At 61.4% G+C, this 19,316-nt stretch carries 17 protein-coding genes; 8 read left to right on the forward strand and 9 right to left on the reverse strand.

The window, feature by feature from the left end; genetic code table 11:
• Positions 1-808: adenosylhomocysteinase (locus ACEK02_RS19240; RefSeq protein ID WP_371423171.1), on the forward strand; the 808-nt coding region annotated here is incomplete at its 5' end.
• 229 nt (positions 809-1,037) lie between these two features.
• Here the strand turns inward: ACEK02_RS19240 and ACEK02_RS19245 are convergent.
• The 4 genes from ACEK02_RS19245 to ACEK02_RS19260 all read right to left on the reverse strand — a co-directional run bounded on the left by ACEK02_RS19245 (position 1,038) and on the right by ACEK02_RS19260 (position 5,779).
• Positions 1,038-2,063, reverse strand: a complete 1,026-nt coding sequence (locus ACEK02_RS19245) for an LLM class flavin-dependent oxidoreductase (protein ID WP_371423172.1) — start codon at positions 2,061-2,063, stop codon at positions 1,038-1,040.
• A 79-nt stretch (positions 2,064-2,142) separates the two neighbouring features.
• Positions 2,143-2,841, reverse strand: a complete 699-nt coding sequence (locus ACEK02_RS19250; RefSeq protein WP_371423173.1) for a fumarylacetoacetate hydrolase family protein — start codon at positions 2,839-2,841, stop codon at positions 2,143-2,145.
• Between the two features lie 78 nt (positions 2,842-2,919).
• Complete coding sequence (locus tag ACEK02_RS19255) at positions 2,920-4,722, reverse strand: ABC transporter ATP-binding protein (RefSeq protein WP_371423174.1); 1,803 nt, start codon at positions 4,720-4,722, stop codon at positions 2,920-2,922.
• A 247-nt stretch (positions 4,723-4,969) separates the two neighbouring features.
• A complete protein-coding gene (locus tag ACEK02_RS19260; protein ID WP_371423175.1) occupies positions 4,970-5,779 on the reverse strand; it encodes an outer membrane protein in 810 nt (269 codons plus the stop codon).
• A gap of 423 nt (positions 5,780-6,202) precedes the next feature.
• Here ACEK02_RS19260 and ACEK02_RS19265 point away from each other — a divergent pair, with 423 nt between their 5' ends.
• A complete protein-coding gene (locus tag ACEK02_RS19265; RefSeq protein ID WP_371423204.1) occupies positions 6,203-7,087 on the forward strand; it encodes an AraC family transcriptional regulator in 885 nt (294 codons plus the stop codon).
• 24 nt (positions 7,088-7,111) lie between these two features.
• Here ACEK02_RS19265 and galE read toward each other — a convergent pair whose 3' ends face one another.
• Positions 7,112-8,125 carry a UDP-glucose 4-epimerase GalE gene (galE, locus tag ACEK02_RS19270; RefSeq protein ID WP_371423176.1) on the reverse strand — a complete coding sequence of 338 codons (1,014 nt, stop codon included), beginning with the start codon at positions 8,123-8,125 and terminating at the stop codon, positions 7,112-7,114.
• 145 nt (positions 8,126-8,270) lie between these two features.
• On the opposite strand from galE, the gene ACEK02_RS19275 reads away from it, so the two are divergent.
• On the forward strand, positions 8,271-9,299 hold the full coding sequence (locus ACEK02_RS19275) for a glycosyltransferase family 4 protein (protein ID WP_371423205.1): 1,029 nt from the start codon (positions 8,271-8,273) through the stop codon (positions 9,297-9,299).
• Here ACEK02_RS19275 and ACEK02_RS19280 read toward each other — a convergent pair.
• A complete protein-coding gene (locus ACEK02_RS19280) occupies positions 9,281-9,811 on the reverse strand; it encodes an HAD family hydrolase (RefSeq protein ID WP_371423177.1) in 531 nt (176 codons plus the stop codon). The genes ACEK02_RS19275 and ACEK02_RS19280 overlap by 19 nt on opposite strands.
• Positions 9,808-10,881 (reverse strand): lipopolysaccharide heptosyltransferase II, encoded by a 1,074-nt coding sequence (gene waaF, locus ACEK02_RS19285; protein ID WP_371423178.1) that lies wholly within the window; start codon positions 10,879-10,881, stop codon positions 9,808-9,810. The genes ACEK02_RS19280 and waaF overlap by 4 nt, the downstream gene beginning before the upstream one ends.
• Before the next feature lie 191 nt (positions 10,882-11,072).
• On the opposite strand from waaF, the gene rfaD reads away from it, so the two are divergent.
• Genes rfaD through ACEK02_RS19300 form a run of 3 tightly spaced genes read left to right on the forward strand, consistent with a single transcriptional unit; the run spans position 11,073 to position 15,476 of the window.
• A complete protein-coding gene (rfaD, locus tag ACEK02_RS19290) occupies positions 11,073-12,053 on the forward strand; it encodes an ADP-glyceromanno-heptose 6-epimerase (RefSeq protein ID WP_371423179.1) in 981 nt (326 codons plus the stop codon).
• Positions 12,054-12,075: 22 nt separating this feature from the next.
• Positions 12,076-13,545, forward strand: a complete 1,470-nt coding sequence (gene rfaE1 / locus ACEK02_RS19295; RefSeq protein WP_371423180.1) for a D-glycero-beta-D-manno-heptose-7-phosphate kinase — start codon at positions 12,076-12,078, stop codon at positions 13,543-13,545.
• The gene (locus tag ACEK02_RS19300; protein WP_371423181.1) at positions 13,542-15,476 is read left to right on the forward strand and encodes an SDR family NAD(P)-dependent oxidoreductase; all 1,935 of its coding nucleotides are present in this window, start codon (positions 13,542-13,544) and stop codon (positions 15,474-15,476) included. The genes rfaE1 and ACEK02_RS19300 overlap by 4 nt, the downstream gene beginning before the upstream one ends.
• Here the strand turns inward: ACEK02_RS19300 and ACEK02_RS19305 are convergent.
• Both ACEK02_RS19305 and ACEK02_RS19310 read right to left on the reverse strand, forming a co-directional pair.
• Entirely contained in the window at positions 15,459-16,472 is a 1,014-nt protein-coding gene (locus tag ACEK02_RS19305) for a glycosyltransferase family 4 protein (protein WP_371423182.1), read from the reverse strand. The genes ACEK02_RS19300 and ACEK02_RS19305 overlap by 18 nt on opposite strands.
• 94 nt (positions 16,473-16,566) lie before the next feature.
• Positions 16,567-16,695 (reverse strand): hypothetical protein, encoded by a 129-nt coding sequence (locus ACEK02_RS19310; RefSeq protein ID WP_371423183.1) that lies wholly within the window; start codon positions 16,693-16,695, stop codon positions 16,567-16,569.
• A 33-nt stretch (positions 16,696-16,728) separates the two neighbouring features.
• Between ACEK02_RS19310 and ACEK02_RS19315 the strand changes: the two genes are divergently transcribed.
• Entirely contained in the window at positions 16,729-17,727 is a 999-nt protein-coding gene (locus tag ACEK02_RS19315) for an NAD-dependent epimerase (RefSeq protein WP_371423184.1), read from the forward strand.
• 9 nt (positions 17,728-17,736) lie between these two features.
• The gene (locus tag ACEK02_RS19320; protein ID WP_371423185.1) at positions 17,737-19,149 is read left to right on the forward strand and encodes a mannose-1-phosphate guanylyltransferase/mannose-6-phosphate isomerase; all 1,413 of its coding nucleotides are present in this window, start codon (positions 17,737-17,739) and stop codon (positions 19,147-19,149) included.
• Positions 19,150-19,316 lie beyond the last annotated feature (167 nt).

Consider the following 19,316-nt stretch of genomic DNA (forward strand, 5'->3'; position numbering starts at 1 on the left):
GTACGACATGCAGAAGGCCGGCACGCTGCTGTGGCCCGCGATCAACGTCAACGACAGCGTCACCAAGTCGAAGTTCGACAACCTCTATGGTTGCCGTGAATCGCTGGTCGACGGCATCCGCCGCGGCACCGACGTCATGATGTCCGGCAAGGTCGCCATGGTCGCCGGCTTCGGCGACGTCGGCAAGGGTTCGGCTGCTTCGCTGCGCCAGGCCGGCTGCCGCGTGCTGGTGTCGGAAATCGATCCGATCTGCGCATTGCAGGCGGCGATGGAAGGCTATGAAGTCGTGACCATGGAAGACGCCGCACCGCGCGCCGACATCTTTGTCACCGCGACTGGCAACAAGGACATCATCACCATCGAGCACATGCGCGCGATGAAGGATCGGGCCATCGTTTGCAACATCGGTCACTTCGACAACGAGATCCAGATTGCGGCGCTGAAGAACCTGAAGTGGGACAACATCAAGCCGCAGGTCGACGAGATCACCTTTCCGGACGGCAAGCGCATGATCCTGCTGTCGGAAGGTCGCCTCGTGAACCTCGGCAACGCCACCGGCCATCCGTCTTTCGTGATGTCGGCGTCGTTCACCAACCAGACGCTGGCGCAGATCGAACTCTACGCCAACAACAAGGACGGCAAGTACAAGAAGGAAGTGTACGTGCTGCCGAAGTCCCTCGACGAAAAGGTCGCCCGTCTGCATCTCGCCAAGATCGGCGTCAAGCTGAGCACGCTCAGCAAGGAGCAGGCCGCTTATATCGGTGTGAAGACCGAAGGCCCGTTCAAGGCGGACCACTATCGCTACTGAGTTCGGTTTGACGGTTTGAATAAGAAAAGCCCCGGAGCGATCCGGGGCTTTTTTGTTGTCGTCTGATCCATACTGTGCCCTCATCCCCGCCAGAACGCGATTGCGTTCTGGCTAGAGAAGCGGTCGTCTTCGACCGCGTCTCGAAGGATGTGCGCCGCATCCATGGTTCGAGACGCGCGCCACGGCGCGCTCCTCACCATGAGGGCGGAGTTTGTGGTGCGGTTGGATATTAGGCCAACATCTCCCGCACCATGGGAATGACCTTGCGGCCATAGAGATCGATGCACGTCATCAGCTTCTCATGCGGCAGGGCGCCCGCACTGTATTTCATATCGAAGCGCGAGATGCCGAGCGCCTTCGCCGTCTTCGAGATTTTCTTCGCAACGGTCTCGGGCGATCCCACGTAGAGTGAGCCGTGATCGGCCTCCTGGTCGAATTCCTTTCGCTGCATCGGCGGCCAGCCGCGCTCTTTGCCGATGCGGTCGCGCATCTGCTTGTAGTCGGGCCACAGTTCCTCGCGGGCCTGTTCGTTACTGGCGGCGACATAACCGGGTGAGTGGACGCCGATCGGCTTAACGGGCCGCTTAATCTCGGCATAGGCTCGGTGATAGAGATCGACATAGGGTTTGAACCGCTCGGGCTCGCCGCCGATGATCGCCAGCATTAAGGGCAGGTCATAGCGCACGGCGCGGACGACTGACTCAGGGCTGCCGCCGACACCGATCCAGGTTCGCAGTTGGCCGGTCTCGATCGGCGGATAGACACGCTGATTTTTGAGGGGCGGGCGGGTCGTGCCGCTCCAGGTCACTTCCGGCTCAGACGCCAGCGCAGCGAACAGATCGAGCTTGTCCTCGAACAGCGTCTCGTACTGGTCGAGCTTGAAGCCGAACAGAGGGAAGGATTCGGTGAACGAGCCGCGGCCGAGGATGACCTCGGCGCGGCCGTTCGATGCGGCATCCACGGTGGCGAAGCGCTGGAAGACGCGGATCGGATCGTCAGAGCTCAGCACGGTCACGGCGGATCCGAGGCGGATGCGCTTCGTGCGCGTGGCGATCGCCGCCAGCACGACTTCCGGTGCCGACACCGCGAAGTCGGCGCGGTGATGCTCGCCGACGCCGAAAAAATCGACGCCAAGCTGGTCAGCCAATACCGCTTCGTCGATCACATTCCGGATCACCTGTGCATGCGACAGCATCGCGCCGTCCGTGCCGCGCGTGACGTCGCCAAATGTATCGAGACCGAGTTCGAGAGACATGAGCCGTTTCCCTGACAAGTGCTGAAACGAAAAAGGCCGCGCATGACGCGCGGCCTTTCGCAGTAAAGGCGTGCCTGACTTACTTGGGTTTGGTGATTTCGAACTTCAAGGTGCCGATGCCATCGACGCCGCATTCGACCTTGTCGCCCGGCTGAAGCGCGGCAACGCCGGCCGGGGTGCCGGTCAGGATCACGTCGCCGGCGCCGAGTTCGACCTGCAGCGACAGCTTGGAAATGATCTCGGCGATGTTCCAGATCATCTCGGACAGGTCGCCCTTCTGACGTTCGGTACCGTTCACCGAGAGCCAGATCTTGCCCTTCGAGGGATGACCGACCTTCGAAGCGGGCACCAGCGCGCCGGTGGGCGCCGACATGTCGAACGACTTGCCGATTTCCCAGGGCTGCTCTTTCTTGCGCGAGATGGTCTGCAGATCGCGGCGGGTGAGGTCGACGCTGACGCCATAGCCCCAGACATGGTCGAGCGCCTGCTCCGGCGAGATGTTGAGGCCGCCGCTCTTCAGCGCGACGACGAGCTCGACCTCGTGCTGCATGTCCTTGGTCAGGGTCGGATAGGGAATCTCGCTGCCATCCGGCACGATCATGTCGGCATGCTTGGCGAAGAAGAAGGGAGGGTTGCGCTCGTCATTGCCGAGTTCGCGGATGTGCTCGAGATAATTGCGGCCCACGCACCAGACGCGGCGCACCGGGAATTTCGTAGTCTCGCCCTGAACGGCGATGGCGGCCTGCGGCGGAGGAGCGATAACGAACGATGCGGTCATGGACGGCTCTCGGGCTGGTTGTGAAGGCGGGGATCAAAACGGATGCCGCGCTTGCGCGGCAGAAAACAGAGGCAAGTTTTACGCCGACGCCTCGAGCGGTGCCAGCGGCGAGGCATCACGATGTTGCAAGCGGAAGAACGAGGCGTAACGTCCGCCACGGCGCAGCAGGTCGTCGTGGCGACCGCGCTCGACGATCTCGCCGCCTTCGACCACCAGGATGGCGTCGGCATGCATGATGGTGTGCAGGCGGTGTGCGATCACGATCGTGGTGCGGTTCTGACAGAGGTGCTCGATGGCTTCCTGCACCGATTTCTCGGATTCGGAATCGAGTGCTGCGGTGGCTTCGTCCAGCAGGATGATCGGCGCGTTCTTCACCAGTGCGCGTGCGATGGCGATGCGCTGGCGCTGGCCGCCGGAGAGTTGCGCACCGTGCTCGCCGACCGGCGTTTCGTAGCCGAGCGGGAAGCCGAGGATGAAATCATGGGCGCAGGCAGCCTTGGCTGCCGCAACGATCTCGTCTTCGGTAGCGCCCGGTTTGCCGAAGGCGACGTTCTCGCGGATGGTGCCGCGGAACAGATAGACGTCCTGGCCGACATAGGCGGTCTGGCCACGCAGCGAGCGCCGCGAGACCTGACCGATCGACTGACCATCGATGGTGATGTCGCCTTCGCTGACTTCGTAGAGCCGCAGCAGCAGCGCCAGCACCGTGGACTTGCCGCCGCCGGACGGCCCGACCAGCGCGGTGACCTTGCCGGGCTCGGCGACGAAACTCATGCGGTTCAGCACGACCTCGTTGGGGCGATAACGGAACGTGACGTCATGCAGTTCGACGCGCGCATCGGTCAGCTTCAGCGCCGGCTTGTGATCGTCGTTGGGTTCGGAAGCCGGGCTGTCCACGATCTCCAAGAGCGTATGCGCGCCGATGATCTGGCTGTTGAGATCGATGTTCAGCCGCGCCAGTCGCTTGGCGGGCTCATAGGCCAGCAGGAAGGCGGTGACGAAGGAGAAGAACTGGCCGGGCGTCGCGCCCATCGCCACCACGCGATAGCCGCCATACATCAGCGACGCGGCGATGGCGAAGCCGCCGAGCGTTTCCATCAGCGGGCTGGAGCGGCTGGAGACGCGCGCCATCTTGTTGGCGTTCTGCTCGACGGCGGTGATGCTCGCTTCCATACGCTGCTGCATGGTCTGTTCGAGCGTGAACGCCTTCACCGTGCGGATGCCCTGCAGCGATTCCTGCATCACTTCCAGAATCTCGGTGGTACCGGTGAACTGGTTGCGGGCGAGACCCTTGATGCGGCGGACCAGCTTGCGCAGCACCAGCATCGCGGGCGGCGCCACCAGGAAGCCGAACAGCGCCATATAGGGGTCCTGCATCACCATCACGCTGACCAGCGCGATCAGGGACAGAAGGTCGCGGCCGACGGCATTGATCAGAAGGCTGAGCACCTGCGTCACCGAATTGGCGCCGGCAGTAAGCCGCTGCAGGAACTCCGACGAATGCCGCTCCGAGAAGAAGCCGATGCTTTCGTTCATCAGCTTGGCGAACAGCCGGCGCTGATTGTTCGCGACGATCGCGTTGGAGATCTTCGAGAGAATGACGGTGTGGCCGTAGGTCGATGCGCCCTTGATCAGGAAGATCACCACCACGAAGCCCGAGAACAGCGCGATACGCTCGATGCTCTTGTCCACATAAGCCTGGTTGATGACCTCGCCGAGCATATAGGCGGCGCCGGCGGTCGTCGCGGCGGAGACCGCCATCAGCAGGAAGGCCAGGAGATAGCGCCGCCAATAGGTGATTGCCTGTTCGGCGACCAAACGGCGGATCAGCGCCCAGGCGCCGTACGGATCGTCAGTGACTTTGCGAGTAATCTTGGCCATCCGCGGTCCAGCGACGGCGCCGGGCAGGGATTTGCCGAGGCGTCAGGGTCAGCTTGCGAAACAGCCGCCTGATTGCCCGTTAAATCGCGGTTTTTCAAGCCAAAATCGGGCTTGCCAAGACTTTGTTAACCCGTTGGCCCGGCGATGTTCGCCGCCGGATTCGGGCCGATTTTGTCCCGGAATCTCTCGAAAAGCACGGCACGCAACGGGTACGCGCCGTACTTCCGGACGGCAGGATGTCGCCCAATCAGAACCGGTAATTCACCCCTGCTTTCATGGTGTGGAACCTGGTATCGACCGCGATGCTGGCGTTGGAGGAGAAGCCATTGGCGACGTCGTTGACGGCAGTGGAGAACAGCGTGCTCCGGCCAAGATCCACATAGAGATATTCGGTCTTGAAAGACCACTGCGGGGCGAATGCGTATTCGAGGCCCGCGCCGGCGGTCCAGCCCCACTGCGTCTGGCCGGCGGACAACGCTGCAACCTGGCCGAGAACACCATTCGGGCCGGTCAGAGCAAAGTTCCCGTTGGTGTTGACCCGGCCATAGGCGCCGCCGCCGGTGCCGTACAGGAACACGCGGTCCCATGCATAGCCGAGCCGTCCGCGAATCGTGCCGTACCATTCGACTTCGGAGCCGGTGCCGAATGCCGCGGACGTGGTCACGCCGTTATTGTTCAGCGTCTGATTGCCCTCGAAGCGGCCCTTGATGCCGGACCATTGGAAATCGGTCTCGATGCCAATGACGAAGCCGCCATTGTATTGATAGTTGTAGCCAGTCTGTCCACCGCCGACGAAGCCGCTCGAGGTCAGGCTGAGATTGCCGCTCGTGCTGGCAACGAGCGGGGGTGCTTCGGCCTGCAACTGTCGCTGCGTAGCCTGGAACGGATAGTCGAACTTGTCGCCGCCGAAGCCGACATTGGCGCCGACATAGAAACCGGTCCAGGAGAACACCGGGACGGGCGCGACTGGCGCCTTCACCGGATAGGGCATGTCGGCCGCGACGGCAGGAACGGCCGCACCGATAAGCAGTGCTGCGCCAGCGAATACTCTCTTCATGATCAGGCCCCTCAGTTTTTTGCGCACGGCAAGTGATTTCCGATGCGTCGCCGTCATCAGCGATCGCATGTGAAGTGTCGCTGAGCCGAGGCATCTGCGAATGATGCCGGGACTCGCGGCTTCCTCGTGCACAATGACAGGGCTGGCGGAGAGGTCTTGTTCACGCGCGCAGCAGATTTTAGTTCTCGCGCACTGTCACCAAACTTCACGTCGATGTGGCGTCGTCGCAACAGCACATACGCGCACTATACAAATACAGCTACAGAACGTCGCACTGCAGAGATTTTGCGTGAGGAGTTTATTCTGTGCCGGTACATTATTCGTCGAAAATGAGTTGGGCATATGCATCGGGCCAGCTTCGTCTCAGATGGATTTGATCTGGAATTGCCGGATCACCAGAAATTCGCACTATGGTGCGAAAACATGGAAGCGCTCACCTGCTGCGTGGACATCACACGTGCTGAAAATCGGCCATTCTCGGCCTTCGTGCACTGGGCAGATTATTCGAATGTACGGGTCACCCGGTTTGGCGGCACCTTCAGTCGAATCCGGAGATCCAGAACGGCAATCTCGCGCGGGCCAGACGATGATTTCTGTCTGATGTTTCATCGAGGCGAAGGGACGCTGGTTGTCGATCAGGTCGGACGCGAGACGGCCTTGTCATCAGGCCGCGCATTTCTTGGCACGAACGGACGCCCGGCCGATTTGCAATCAGATGCGGATTTCTCGTCGACGACATTGACCGTCAGCAGGGAGCGCCTGTTGCCTCTCATTGGCAATGTCGACGATCTCCTCATTCGGCCGCTCGATGAACGGCGCCCAGTCGTGGCTCATTTGCGGCGCTACATTGAAATCTCGGTCGATCTGCTGCGCGATCCGCATGATGCGGAACTCGACAGCCATATCAGTACGACATTGCTGGATCTGACGGCGCTCGCGCTAGGTGCCCGCGGCGAGGCTGCGCAACTTGCGTCGATGCGCGGTCTGCGCGCGTCGCGAACGCAGGAAATCATCGCAGAGATCGATCGCCATTTCGCGGATCCGGGTTTCTCCGTGGGGCAGGTCGCGCGCCGGCTGGGTTTGTCGCCGCGCTATCTCCAGGATCTCCTGCAGGATACGGGAGCGAGCTTCACCGAACGCCTTCTGGAGCGCCGTCTGCACCACGCAATGCGTTTGCTGACGAGCGAGCAGGGTGATCGGCTGAAGATCAGTGAAATCGCGCTGGCCAGCGGCTTCAGCGAGATCTCATACTTTAATCAGCGGTTTCGACGGCGTTTCGGCGAGACGCCGACGCAATGCCGCCGTTGATGCGAGCGGGGGCGCTCGGATCGTTCAGGCTGACTTCGCCAATAATTCAATGCCATGGCGCTCGCGGGCGAGCTTCTCTTCCCAAGCGAGCGCGTGCCGGGCGATGGTTTCGAGATCGTCGTATTGTGGCGTCCAGTTCAGCGTCGCGCGGATACGGGAGGTATCAGCAATCATGGTCATGATATCGCCATCGCGGCGCGGGGCGTACTGAACCGCGAAATTGCGACCCGACGCACGCCGCACGGCCTCGATGGTTTCCAGCACGGAGTAGCCGCGGCCATAGCCGCAATTCAGGGTGGTCGACGCGCCGCCTTCGCGCAGGTAGCTCAGTGCGGCGCGATGCGCCTGAACGAGATCGCTCACATGGATGAAGTCGCGGATGCAGCTTCCATCGGGCGTGGGGTAATCGGTTCCGAACACGTCGATCTTGCTGCGCTGACCGGTGGCGGCTTCCACGGCGATCTTGAGAAGATGCGTCGCACCCATGGTGGCGAGACCGGTGCGGCCCTGCGGATCGGCGCCGGCGACGTTGAAGTAACGCAGCGCGACGAAGTCCATCCCATATGCCGGTGCGATATCATGCAGCATGATCTCGGTCATCAGCTTCGATGAGCCGTAAGGCGACAGCGGCCGCGTCGCCGCATCTTCGGCCACTGGCGTGAAATCGGGGTTGCCGTAAACGGCAGCGGTCGACGAGAAAATGAAGCGCTTGACGCCGCATTTCACCGCTGCGCTGAGCAGGTTGCGCGTCGTCATCGTGTTGTTGCGGTAATAGCTGAGCGGGTCGCGCATCGATTCCGGCACGACGACAGAACCTGCGAAATGGATGATCGCGTCGATGCCATGGGCGGCGATGACGCCCTCAACGAGATTCTCGTCAGCGACATCGCCGATGAACAGTGGAACGCCCTCAGGGAGATATGTTGAGAAACCCGTCGACAAATTGTCGATCACGACCACGCTCTCGCCGGCTTCCACCAGCGCATGGACCATGTGACTTCCGATATAACCGGCGCCGCCGGTGACAAGGACGGTCATTGGATCTACTCACTCTCCCGTTTTGAGAACGCTATCGTGTCCAGGATGAAGAGTGGGTTTCGGCGGCCGGCAACTGGCCACTATGCTTAATGTTGCGTATAGGAAATCAGGCGAAATGGAGTTACCTGTGCCGATTGCTGGCAAAATGGCCGATAAACTGCAGCTGATCGTCACGAATCTGCACTGGCGCTACTCCGGTGTGACGGCAACCAATCGCATGGTGGCGCCGAAACTCGCAGACATGTTCGACGCAGCATGGCTTGGATCCGATGCGCCCGCTGGCATCGCGCGCATGGATATCGGCGATCTCATGAAATTGTGGCTCCGCCGCAAGCCTGTGATCTGGCACGCGCGGCGCAACAACGAGATGATTGCCGGCGTTCTGCTGAAGGCGCTCGGGTGGCCGCTGAAACTGCTCTTCACCTCGGCCGCGCAGCGCCATCATACCTGGATCACGCGCTGGCTGATCAGCCGGATGGACGCCATCATTGCCACCAGCGATATCTCCGCATCATATCTGAAGCGTTCCGCGACCGTGGTGACGCATGGGGTCGATACTGATCGCTATGCGCCGCCCGTCGATCGCGCGGCGGCATTTGCGGAAGCGAAGTTGCCGGGGCGTTATGCGATTGGTTGCTTTGGCCGCGTGCGCGCGCAGAAGGGTACCGATCTGTTCGTCGATGCAATGTGCGAACTGTTGCCGCGCTATCCCGATTTCACGGCTGTCATTGTGGGGGCAATCACGCCGGACCAGATCGGCTTTGCAAACGAGCTCAAACAGAAGATCGCCGATGCCGGTTTGCAGTCGCGCATCGTCATCACCGGCGAGTTGCCGATCGAAGAGGTCGAGCGATGGTATCGACGCCTGACGATCTATGCCTTCACCTCGCGCAATGAAGGCTTCGGTCTGACGCTCATCGAGGCGATGTCAGTGGGTGCCGCGTTGGTCGCGACGCGTGCGGGCGCCGCGGAGATCGTGGTCGAGGAGGGCGTGACCGGGAAGCTCGTGCCGACGGGTGATGCGGCGGCACTGACGCTGGCATTGGAGCCGCTGATGCGCGATCCCGATGCCGCGACAGCCATGGGCGCGCGTGCGCGTCAGCGGGTCCTCGATAGATTCAGCCTCGATGCAGAAGCGCGCGGAATCGCTGAAGTCTATCGCAGGCTGCTCTGACCCTGCAGGATATCCGCGACAAACGCATCAAGATCGCCGCCGGTAAACAGAAAGCCGGGTAGATGTGCGGCCTTGGCCGCTTCGATATCTGTGTCGCGGTCGCCGATGGCAAAACTGCCTTGGCGTTGTACCGGCCAGTGCTGCATCAGATCGAGGATCATGCCGGGGCTCGGCTTGCGCCAGTGATGATCTTCCAGATAACCCGCGACCGATCCGGCCGGATGGTGTGGGCAATAGCGGACGTCATCGATGCGGGCGCCTTGTGCGGCAAGTTCGGAACGCATCCACTTAAAAAGCGCATTGAGTTCGTCTTCGGTGAAGTAACCGCGTGCGACGCCGGACTGGTTGGAAAACAGGAAGACGAAATAGCCGGCATCGTTGAGCCGGCGAATGGCCTTGGCAGCGTTCGGCATCCAGCGGATGCGATCGGATGTGCCCATGTAGCCGTCGTCGTAATTGATCACGCCGTCGCGATCCAGAAACGCTGCGGGCTTTGCTTGAGTGGTCGTCATATCTGCGCGCTTCTGTTGGACGCCTCGGCCATCACGCCTTGAATGATTCCGGCGACGTCTTCGGCCGGGATGTCGCGCATGCAGGCGTGGTCGTTCATGGAGCAAATCGGCCTGTGGCAGGGTTGGCACGGGACGATGGTCTTGGTCTGCACGGTGGCCGCCAGCGGATTGAGGGGGCCCCATAGCTGCGGGCTGGTCGGTCCGAAAATGCCGATGGTCGGTGTGCCCACGGCGGCCGCGATATGCATCAGGCCGGAATCATTGGCCACGGCGACATTGGCCGCGGCCATGCCGATCACGCCATTGCGCAGGTCGTTGGTCGTCAGATCGCGGGCGCGGGGACCGGCCGCAGCCACGATCTCGTTGGCAAGGTCCTTCTCGCCGGGGCCGCCGATGACCCAGACATCCAGCCCGCGCTCGACCAGCAGTTTTGCCGCCTCGGCATAATAGGTCCAGCGCTTGGAGGAACCGACCGAGCCGGGGCCGAGCGCGACGGCCGGACCGGTTCCCAGCCCATTGGCCTGCCGCCAGCGCGCGATCTCATCGGCGGGCACGCGGAACTGGGGCACCGGCCATTCCGGCGGCAGTGGCGTGCCCGCCGGCAATGCCAGCGCGCATTTCTTGTCGATCATGCGCGGCAGCTTCTTTTCGCCCCAGCGCCACTGATTGATGAGGCCGAAGCGGGCCTCTCCGACAAAGCCGATGCGTTCCGGAATGCCGGCCAAAGCGGGTGCCAGGGCCGATTTCCAGGTCCGCGGCATCACCAGCGCGGTGCCATAGTTGCGTGCACGCAGGGTGGCCGCCAGTTCCCATTGCCTGGCGAGCGCGAGCTGGCTGCGGGGCAGGTCCCAGACGATGCCTGAGCGCACGCCCGGCATGTAGTCGACCAGCGGGGCGACCAGTTTGGTCACCAGCAAATCAACCGGCCGGTTCGGCCAGCGCTCTTTCAGGACCCGAACGACCGTATGACCCCGAACGAAATCGCCGATCCACATATAGGGCACGATCAGGATCGGCCGGGTATCGTCCGGATCGACCCTCACGCCCTGGTATGGGGAATTTACGTTCATTCTTTCAAGGACTTCGCTGTTCTGCCGCGGGCAATATCGGGGTCAATTCGGTACCCGCTCCATCCCCGCAGGTAAAGCCATTTGGGATGTTTCCAACCATGTTCCCGCGGCGTTGACGACATCCCGTCGCCCAAGTTGCCTGTGGGGCAGGGTTGAGGCAAAGGTGGGTCAATCATGAGATCGGGGACTTCATGCTGCTTGTGACCGGAGGAGCCGGTTTTATCGGATCGAATGTCGTGGCCGCGCTGAACGATGCCGGCCGGGCGGACGTGGCCGTCTGCGACGTGCTCGGTCATGACGGAAAATGGCGCAATCTGGCCAAGCGGCAACTTGCGGACGTGGTGCCACCAGCCGAGCTGATGGACTGGCTGCAGGGCCGCAAGCTCGATGGGATCATTCATCTCGGCGCGATTTCGGAAACCACCGCGACTGACGGTGATCTGGTCATCGAGACGAACTTCCGGCTGTCGATGCGCCTGCTGGACTGGTGCACGGCCAATGCGACGCCGTTGATCTACGCATCCTCGGCTGCGACCTATGGCGACGGCAATCAGGGCTTTCGCGACGAGCAGACTGTGCCGGAGCTGAAAAAGCTTCGGCCGATGAATCTCTACGGCTGGAGCAAGCATCTGTTCGATCTCGCGGTGGCCGAGCGCGTCGCTCAGGGCGAAAAGATGCCGCCGCAATGGGCAGGTCTGAAGTTCTTCAACGTCTTCGGGCCGAACGAGTACCACAAGGGCTCGATGATGAGCGTGCTGACGCGGCGCTTCGACGATATCAAGGCCGGCCGCGGCATCCAGTTGTTCAAGTCGCATCGCGAGGGTATTGCGGACGGCGACCAGCGCCGCGACTTCATCTATGTCGAGGACGTCGTGCGCGTGATGATGTGGCTGCTGGCGTCACCCGGTGTCAGCGGCATCTTCAATGTCGGCACCGGAACCGCGCGCAGCTTCAAGGATCTGATGCTGGCTGCCTATGCTGCACTCGGCACCAGGCCGAACATCGACTATATCGACATGCCAGAGCAGATTCGCGGCAGCTATCAATACTTCACGCAGAGCGAAGTCGATCGGTTGCGCGGCGCCGGCTACAATGGCGGGTTTACAACATTGGAAGATGCCGTCTCGCACTATGTGAAGGGCTTCCTCGACCAGCCCGATCGCTTCCGCTAACGGCGCAACAGGTACCGGTGTGATGTTTGATTTCGATGCCCTGTCGCATGCGATTGCCGACCAGACGGTGCTCTGCGTCGGCGATCTGATGCTCGACGAATTCGTCTATGGCGAGGTGTCGCGGATTTCGCCGGAAGCACCTGCGCCGGTCATCGCGGTCCAGCGCAGCGAGATCAATATCGGCGGCGCCGGCAATGTCGCACGCAATATTGCCGCCCTCCGCGCGAAATGCATTTTTGTCGGTCTGGTCGGTGAGGACGATGCAGGCGTAACGCTAAAGAATGCGCTCGCGCAGGAACCTCTGATCGAAGCACTGCTGGTCGCGGATCCGTCGCGTCCGACGACGCGCAAGGTGCGCTTCGTGTCAGAGCATTTCTCGACGCATATGCTGCGTGCCGACTGGGAACTGGCTGCGCCTGCGTCCGCGGCCATCGAGAAGCAATTGATCGATACGATTTTGCCGCAACTTGCGCGCGCCGACATCGTACTGCTATCCGACTATGCCAAGGGTGTGCTGACCGCGCGGGTGATCCGCAACGTCATCGATGCGGCGAAGAAGCTCGGCAAGCGCGTCATCGTCGATCCCAAGAGCGCAAATTTTGCGATCTATCGTGGCGCGACCTTGCTGACGCCGAACCGCAAGGAATTTGCCGAAGCAACGCGCAGCCGTGCCGACAGCGACATCAACATCGCGACCGCCGCGCAGGAAGCGATGATCCTGGCGGATTGCGCCGCGATGCTGGTGACCCAGAGCGAGCATGGCATGACGCTGGTGCCACGCGACGGCGAGCCGATCCATGTGCCGGCGCTGCCGGTCAAGGTGCGTGACGTTTCGGGGGCCGGCGACACGGTGGCGGCGATGCTGGCTGTGGCGCTGGCGGCCGGGGCTGACTGGGAAGCGGCATTGCGCGCGGCAACCGCCGCGGCAGCGGTCGCCGTCAGCAAGAAGGGGACGGCGGTGGTCACACCGTCCGAATTGCGCCGCCGGATTTTGCCGCATGCGTTTCTGGCCGCCGAAGAGAAAATCGTGGCATCGACCGAACTCAATGCGCAACTGGCCGACTGGCGCAAGCAGCAGTTGCGGATCGGTTTCACCAATGGCTGTTTCGACATCCTGCATCCCGGCCATGTGAAGGTTCTGACGGCAGCGCGCGCGACCTGCGATCGCCTGATCGTGGGCCTCAACAGTGACGCGTCCGTGAAGCGGCTGAAGGGCGAAGGGCGCCCGGTGCAGGATGAACGCGCCCGTGCCGAAGTGCTTGCGGCGCTGGAGGCAGTCGATCTGGTCGTGATTTTCGAAGAGGATACTCCCCTGAACCTGATTACGCAGATCGCGCCGGCTACGCTGGTCAAAGGCGGCGATTACACGCGAGAGCAGGTGGTCGGCCATGAGGTCGTTGCTGCCTCGGGCGGAGAGGTGATCCTGATCGATATCCTGCAAGGCCACAGCACGACGTCGCTGGTCGAGCGCGCGCGCAGCGGACAGTCATGACACGCATCACACAGTTTTCTGCGCGCAACTGGATGATTGCGACGCATGACGCCATCGTCACAGCGGCTGCGGTCGTTCTCAGCTTCGTGCTGCGGTTCGACGGCGAGAACCTGTGGGATCGGCTGCCGCTGCTTCTGAATATCCTGCCGTACTTTGTCATCTTCAGCTTTTTCGTCTGCTACCTCTTCAATCTGACGACGACGAAGTGGCGCTTCATCTCGCTGCCCGATCTGCTGAATATCATCAAGGCATCCACGGTGCTGACGGGCGCGCTTCTGGTGCTCGACTACATCTTCCTGGCGCCGAACGTGTATGGCACCTTCTTTCTCGGCAAGACCACGATCGTCATCTACTGGTTCATCGAGATCTTCTTTCTCAGCGGAACGCGACTGGCTTATCGTTATTTCCGCTACACGCGCACACGCAATCAGGCGCGCGCGATGGATGCGTCACCGGCACTGCTGATTGGTCGTGCGGCCGATGCCGAGGTGTTCTTGCGGGGCATCGAGAGTGGTGCCGTCAAGCGCATGTGGCCGGTTGGCATCTTGTCGCCGGCGATGTCCGATCGTGGACAGGCGATCCGAGGTGTTCCGGTGCTCGGCGGTATCGACGATCTCGGCAATGTCGTTGATGACTTCAGCACGCGGCAACGCCCGATCGAACGGATCGTGATGACGCCGTCGGCATTTGAGGCAGAAGCGTTGCCCGAGTCGGTATTGATGCGCGCGCGCAAGCTCGGGCTGACGGTCAGTCGCATCCCGTCGCTTGAGGAAAGCCGCGATACGCCGCAACTGGCGCCGGTGGCGGTCGAGGATCTGTTGCTGCGGCCAAGCGTCAAGATCGACTATGCCCGGTTGGAGAATTTCGTGCGTGGCAAGGCGATCGTCGTGACCGGTGGTGGCGGCTCGATCGGCTACGAGATCTGCGACCGCGTCATTACTTTTGGCGCCGCCCGGCTGCTTATTATCGAGAATTCGGAGCCGGCGCTTCATGCGGCTATGGAAAAGCTGGCGGCCAAGGTCACCAGCGCGGAGATCGAGGGCCGCATCGCCGATGTCAGGGACCGCGAGCGAATTCATCAACTGATGATCGCCTTCAAGCCGGATGCAGTGTTTCACGCAGCCGCGCTGAAACATGTGCCGATTCTGGAGCGCGACTGGGGCGAGGGCGTCAAGACCAACATCTTCGGCTCTGTGAATGTCGCCGATGCGGCGCTCGCATCGGGCGCTGACGCGATGGTCATGATTTCGACCGACAAGGCCATCGAGCCGGTGTCAATGCTCGGGCTGACCAAGCGTTTCGCCGAGATGTATTGCCAGGCGCTCGATGGTGACGCCATCAGCGGCAGTGCCGCCAAGTCGCCCATGCGGCTGATCTCGGTGCGGTTCGGTAATGTTCTGGCGTCGAATGGGTCCGTCGTGCCGAAGTTCAAGGCGCAGATCGAAGCCGGTGGGCCGGTGACGGTGACGCACCCTGATATGGTGCGCTACTTCATGACCATCCGCGAGGCCTGCGATCTGGTCGTCACTGCGGCCACCCATGCGATGAATGCGCAGCACGCCGATGCATCGGTCTATGTACTCAGCATGGGACAGCCGGTGAAGATCGTCGATCTCGCCGACCGCATGATCCGGCTGTCCGGTCTTCAGCCCGGCTACGATATCGATATCGTGTTCACCGGTGTTCGACCGGGCGAGCGGCTCAACGAGATATTGTTCGCCGAGCAGGAGCCAACCAGCGAGATCGGTATTGCCGGCATCCTTGCCGCACGCCCGAACGAGCTACCGCTGGAGACGCTGAACAGCTGGCTTGCGATCTTGCGGAAAGCCATTGATGCGGACGAGCACGAAGTCGCTGTGGCAACGTTGAAGGATGCGGTCCCGGAATATCGGGCGATGCACAGTGAGGCTGCGTTAGCGGCGCGGGGTTGAGAATGCCCGCAATACCGCGGCGACGCCGGCGCCGGCAAGTACAAGCAGAGCTGCGTCGGCGACGCCTGAACGGAGATAGATCGACAGCCCGGCCAGTGCCGCCAGGCCGATATTGAGCACGAACACCGTTCGCACCACCTCGATCACGGCGAAGCCATTGTCCGTCGCGCGCTGATAGAAGTGTGAGCGATGCGCCAGCCATACCGGCTCGCGCTTTACCAGCCGCCGGAGCAGGGTGATGGTCGCGTCGGCAAGGTAATACAGCGGCAGCAGGATGGCGGCAGCCAGATGGTGCGCATAGGCCAGTTGCAGGAAGCACCAGGCCAGCAACAACCCGATGGGGAGGCTGCCGACGTCGCCCAGAAACATCTTTGCAACGGGCCGATTGAATGGCGCGAAGCCGAGTGTGGCGCCGCAAAGCGCAGCGGCAATGAGTGCCGTCGATAACGGCAGTTGCCCGGAGAAGCCGATCAGCACCAGTGCCGCGGTGATCGGAATCACTTCGGCCACCGTGATCCAGTCGAGCCCATCCATGAAATTCACGAGATTGACGAACCAGAGTGCGGCCAGCAGCAGCAAGCCGCGTTCGATCCAGAGAGGCAGGTCCGGTGTGATCTGCAGTGTTGGGGACAGGGCAAACAGGATCGCGGCAATACTGACGGCTTGCAGCAGCAGTCGCGGCGTCACGGAAATCGGACGCAGATCATCAATCGCGCCGATGGTTGCGATCAGGATCGTTGCACCAAACAGCACCCATAGTGTCGGTGTCGCTGAAATCGAAAGACTGGCAATCGAGCCCGCGGCAACCAGCAGTGTGACTGATATCACCGCGATGCCGGCGCCTTGTGGTGTCGGCACCTTGTGGGACGATCGGGCATTCGGTCGCGCCATTGCGTAGCGGATCAGCAGCGGATGAATGGCCTTGATGCAAACCGCGGACAGAACGGCGGCTACAACCAGAGCGACGAGGGTTGTAATCAATTCGAATGACGACATCGGGATGACACTGGTCCCAGGAATGACATGCGTTGCAGGGAAGATTTGGGGCGCTATGGGACAAATAGTTTGGAGTTATGCAGGGCGCCTCTTCTTAGCCTGTTTTTACGGCATAGCTAGCGGCGAAGGCCGCGCTTCTGACGCAATCGGGTGTTGCGATACCGAAGTATTTCAGCATCATCGTCTGGATGGCTAATGGAATGCGACGCGGATCGTCACGCAACGTGGCGATTCCTGGCGAATGTCTGGGGACACGATGTCTGAACAACCCATCCTTGTCACTGGTGCTGCCGGCTTCATCGGTTTCCATGTGACGCAGCACTTGCTGGCTGAAGGCCATACGGTCGTTGGCCTCGATAGCGTCAATAGCTATTACGACCCGGCGCTGAAGGAGGCGCGGCTGAAGCTGCTGGAGGGCCAGCCCCGCTTTACCTTTGTGAGGGCGAATCTGGCAGATCGCCCCGCGATCTCGGCACTGTTTGGCGAATACAAATTCCCGGTCGTCGTCCATCTCGCAGCGCAAGCCGGTGTTCGCTATTCGATCGAGCAGCCGCACGCCTATGCCGATGCCAATCTCGAGGGTTTTCTCAATATCCTCGAAGGATGCCGGCACAATGGCTGTGAGCATCTGCTTTATGCGTCGTCATCGTCTGTCTATGGCGCCAACAAGAAGAAGCCGTTCTCCGTCAGCGACAGGGTCGACAATCCGATCAGCCTTTATGCAGCGACGAAAAAGGCCAACGAGTTGATGGCGCATTCCTACAGCCATCTCTATCGCCTGCCGACTACCGGACTGCGTTTCTTCACCGTCTATGGTCCGTGGGGGCGGCCGGATATGGCGATCTTCCTGTTTACCAAGGCGATCCTCGACAAGCAGCCGATCAAGCTCTTCAATCACGGCAACATGCGACGCGACTTTACCTATGTCGACGACGTTGTCGGTGCTATCGGGCGGCTGATCGATCATGTGCCGACCGGCAGCGAGGATCAGGCACCGGCGCGAATCTACAATGTCGGTAACCACAAGCCAGAGGACCTTTTGCATGTGGTCTCGGTTCTTGAGAAGGAGCTGGGGCTTGAAGCGATCAAGACGATGCTGCCGATGCAGCCGGGCGATGTGCCTGAGACTTTTGCCGATGTGGATGATCTGATGCGTGACGTCGGCTTCAAACCGGATACCTCGATCGAGGAGGGGATTCGGCAATTCGTGGCGTGGTATCGCAACCACTACGGTAATCTGAACGCGAAGGGTTGAGAACGGCTGATGAGCAAGCGCATTATTCCCCTGATCATGTGCGGCGGTGCCGGTACGCGCCTGTGGCCGTCGTCGCGTGAGGGACGCCCGAAGCAATTTCTGCCATTGTTCGGGCCGCGCTCGACCTTTCAGGACACCGTGATTCGCGTGTCCGACGCCGGCTTGTTCGATCGTCCCATTGTCATCACCAGCGCCGCCTATCGTTTCATGGTGCGCGAACAACTCGCCGAGATCGGGCTCGAGGCTGACATTCTGCTCGAGCCCGCGCGGCGCGATTCCGGGCCGGCCATTGCCGCCGGCGCTGCTTTTGCACAGGCTCGGGATGAGGACGCGGTCGTGCTCGCGCTCGCCGCCGATCACGTGGTCCGCGACGTGCCGGCTTTCGTGACGGCGTGCCGGGCGGGTCTGGTGGTTGCCGATGCCGGCCACATTGTGACGTTCGGCGTGCAGCCGGAGCGTCCGGCCATCGAATATGGCTATATTTCACCGGGGCAGGCCATTTCCGGCGAGGTAAAGAGTGTCGCCAAATTTGTCGAGAAGCCGGACCTGCAGACGGCAGCCGGTTATATCGAGGCCGGCTATCTCTGGAACAGCGGCAACTTCATGTTTCGGGCGGGGATGCTGCTCGATGAATATCGGCGTGTTGACAGCGATAGTGTCGAGACCATCACCAGCGCTGTGGCGAAGGCCGGCCGCGATCTCGGCTTCTTTACGCTCGATGCGGACGCTTTCGGGAAGGCAAAATCGATTTCTGTCGACTACGCCGTGATGGAGAAGACGACGAAGGCGGCCGTGGTGCCGGTGTCCTGCGGCTGGTCGGATGTGGGTTCGTGGCTCGCAGTGTGGGAGCTCTCCAACAAGGATGCGCAGGGCAATGCCGCGCAAGGCGTGGCGGTGTTCGAGGACTCGCGTAACTGCAACGTGGCCAGCGATGGTCCGGTGGTGGCCCTGGAGGGCGTCGACGATCTCGTGGTGGTGGCGACGCACGACGCTGTGCTGGTCTCCCGCCAGAAGGATGCTAACGGCTTGAAACGGCTTGTGGCGAAGCTGAAGGTTGCGGCACCCCGGGTCACCGAAGATCATCTAAAGGTGCATCGCCCGTGGGGATCTGTGCAGGCCCTTGAGGATGGCGAGCGCTATCAGGTGAAGCGCCTTGTGGTGAAAGCCGGAGAGCGGCTGTCACTCCAGAAGCACCACCATCGCTCCGAACACTGGATCGTTGTGCGTGGTACCGCGAAGGTGACGATCAACGATCTGATCAAGACCGTTCACGAGAACGAGTCGATCTACATCCCGCTCGGTGCAACGCATCGTCTGGAAAACCCCGGCAAGATTCCGCTCGAGCTGATCGAGGTGCAGACGGGAAGCTATCTTGGCGAGGACGACATCGTTCGCATTGAGGACGACTACAAGCGGAGCTAGCGGACCGGGGGGGGGGTACTCACCCGAATCGATGCACCCAAAGCGTGCATTCGCCTGAATTTGGCGCCGGTGAAGGGCTGCCACGATTCCCCTTATGCCGTATCTCATTCCATTTTACGAAATGGCGACCTTTGCCACAATTGGGCACCCGGAAGGCCGCGAGGAGG

This window comes from Tardiphaga sp. (assembly GCF_041424195.1).
Classification (GTDB): Bacteria; Pseudomonadota; Alphaproteobacteria; order Rhizobiales; family Xanthobacteraceae; genus Tardiphaga.

Bases quoted from the DNA above. Each gene is read 5' to 3' on its own strand.
- ACEK02_RS19315 (WP_371423184.1), top strand. From the start codon at position 16,729: ATGTCTGAACAACCCATCCTTGTCACTGGTGCTGCCGGCTTCATCGGT.
- ACEK02_RS19280 (WP_371423177.1), bottom strand. From the start codon at position 9,811: ATGACGACCACTCAAGCAAAGCCCGCAGCGTTTCTGGATCGCGACGGC.
- ACEK02_RS19255 (WP_371423174.1), bottom strand. From the start codon at position 4,722: ATGGCCAAGATTACTCGCAAAGTCACTGACGATCCGTACGGCGCCTGG.
- ACEK02_RS19300 (WP_371423181.1), top strand. From the start codon at position 13,542: ATGACACGCATCACACAGTTTTCTGCGCGCAACTGGATGATTGCGACG.
- ACEK02_RS19250 (WP_371423173.1), bottom strand. From the start codon at position 2,841: ATGACCGCATCGTTCGTTATCGCTCCTCCGCCGCAGGCCGCCATCGCC.
- ACEK02_RS19305 (WP_371423182.1), bottom strand. From the start codon at position 16,472: ATGTCGTCATTCGAATTGATTACAACCCTCGTCGCTCTGGTTGTAGCC.
- galE (WP_371423176.1), bottom strand. From the start codon at position 8,125: ATGACCGTCCTTGTCACCGGCGGCGCCGGTTATATCGGAAGTCACATG.
- ACEK02_RS19275 (WP_371423205.1), top strand. From the start codon at position 8,271: ATGGCCGATAAACTGCAGCTGATCGTCACGAATCTGCACTGGCGCTAC.
- ACEK02_RS19245 (WP_371423172.1), bottom strand. From the start codon at position 2,063: ATGTCTCTCGAACTCGGTCTCGATACATTTGGCGACGTCACGCGCGGC.
- rfaD (WP_371423179.1), top strand. From the start codon at position 11,073: ATGCTGCTTGTGACCGGAGGAGCCGGTTTTATCGGATCGAATGTCGTG.
- ACEK02_RS19265 (WP_371423204.1), top strand. From the start codon at position 6,203: ATGGAAGCGCTCACCTGCTGCGTGGACATCACACGTGCTGAAAATCGG.
- waaF (WP_371423178.1), bottom strand. From the start codon at position 10,881: ATGAACGTAAATTCCCCATACCAGGGCGTGAGGGTCGATCCGGACGAT.
- rfaE1 (WP_371423180.1), top strand. From the start codon at position 12,076: ATGTTTGATTTCGATGCCCTGTCGCATGCGATTGCCGACCAGACGGTG.
- ACEK02_RS19260 (WP_371423175.1), bottom strand. From the start codon at position 5,779: ATGAAGAGAGTATTCGCTGGCGCAGCACTGCTTATCGGTGCGGCCGTT.
- ACEK02_RS19320 (WP_371423185.1), top strand. From the start codon at position 17,737: ATGAGCAAGCGCATTATTCCCCTGATCATGTGCGGCGGTGCCGGTACG.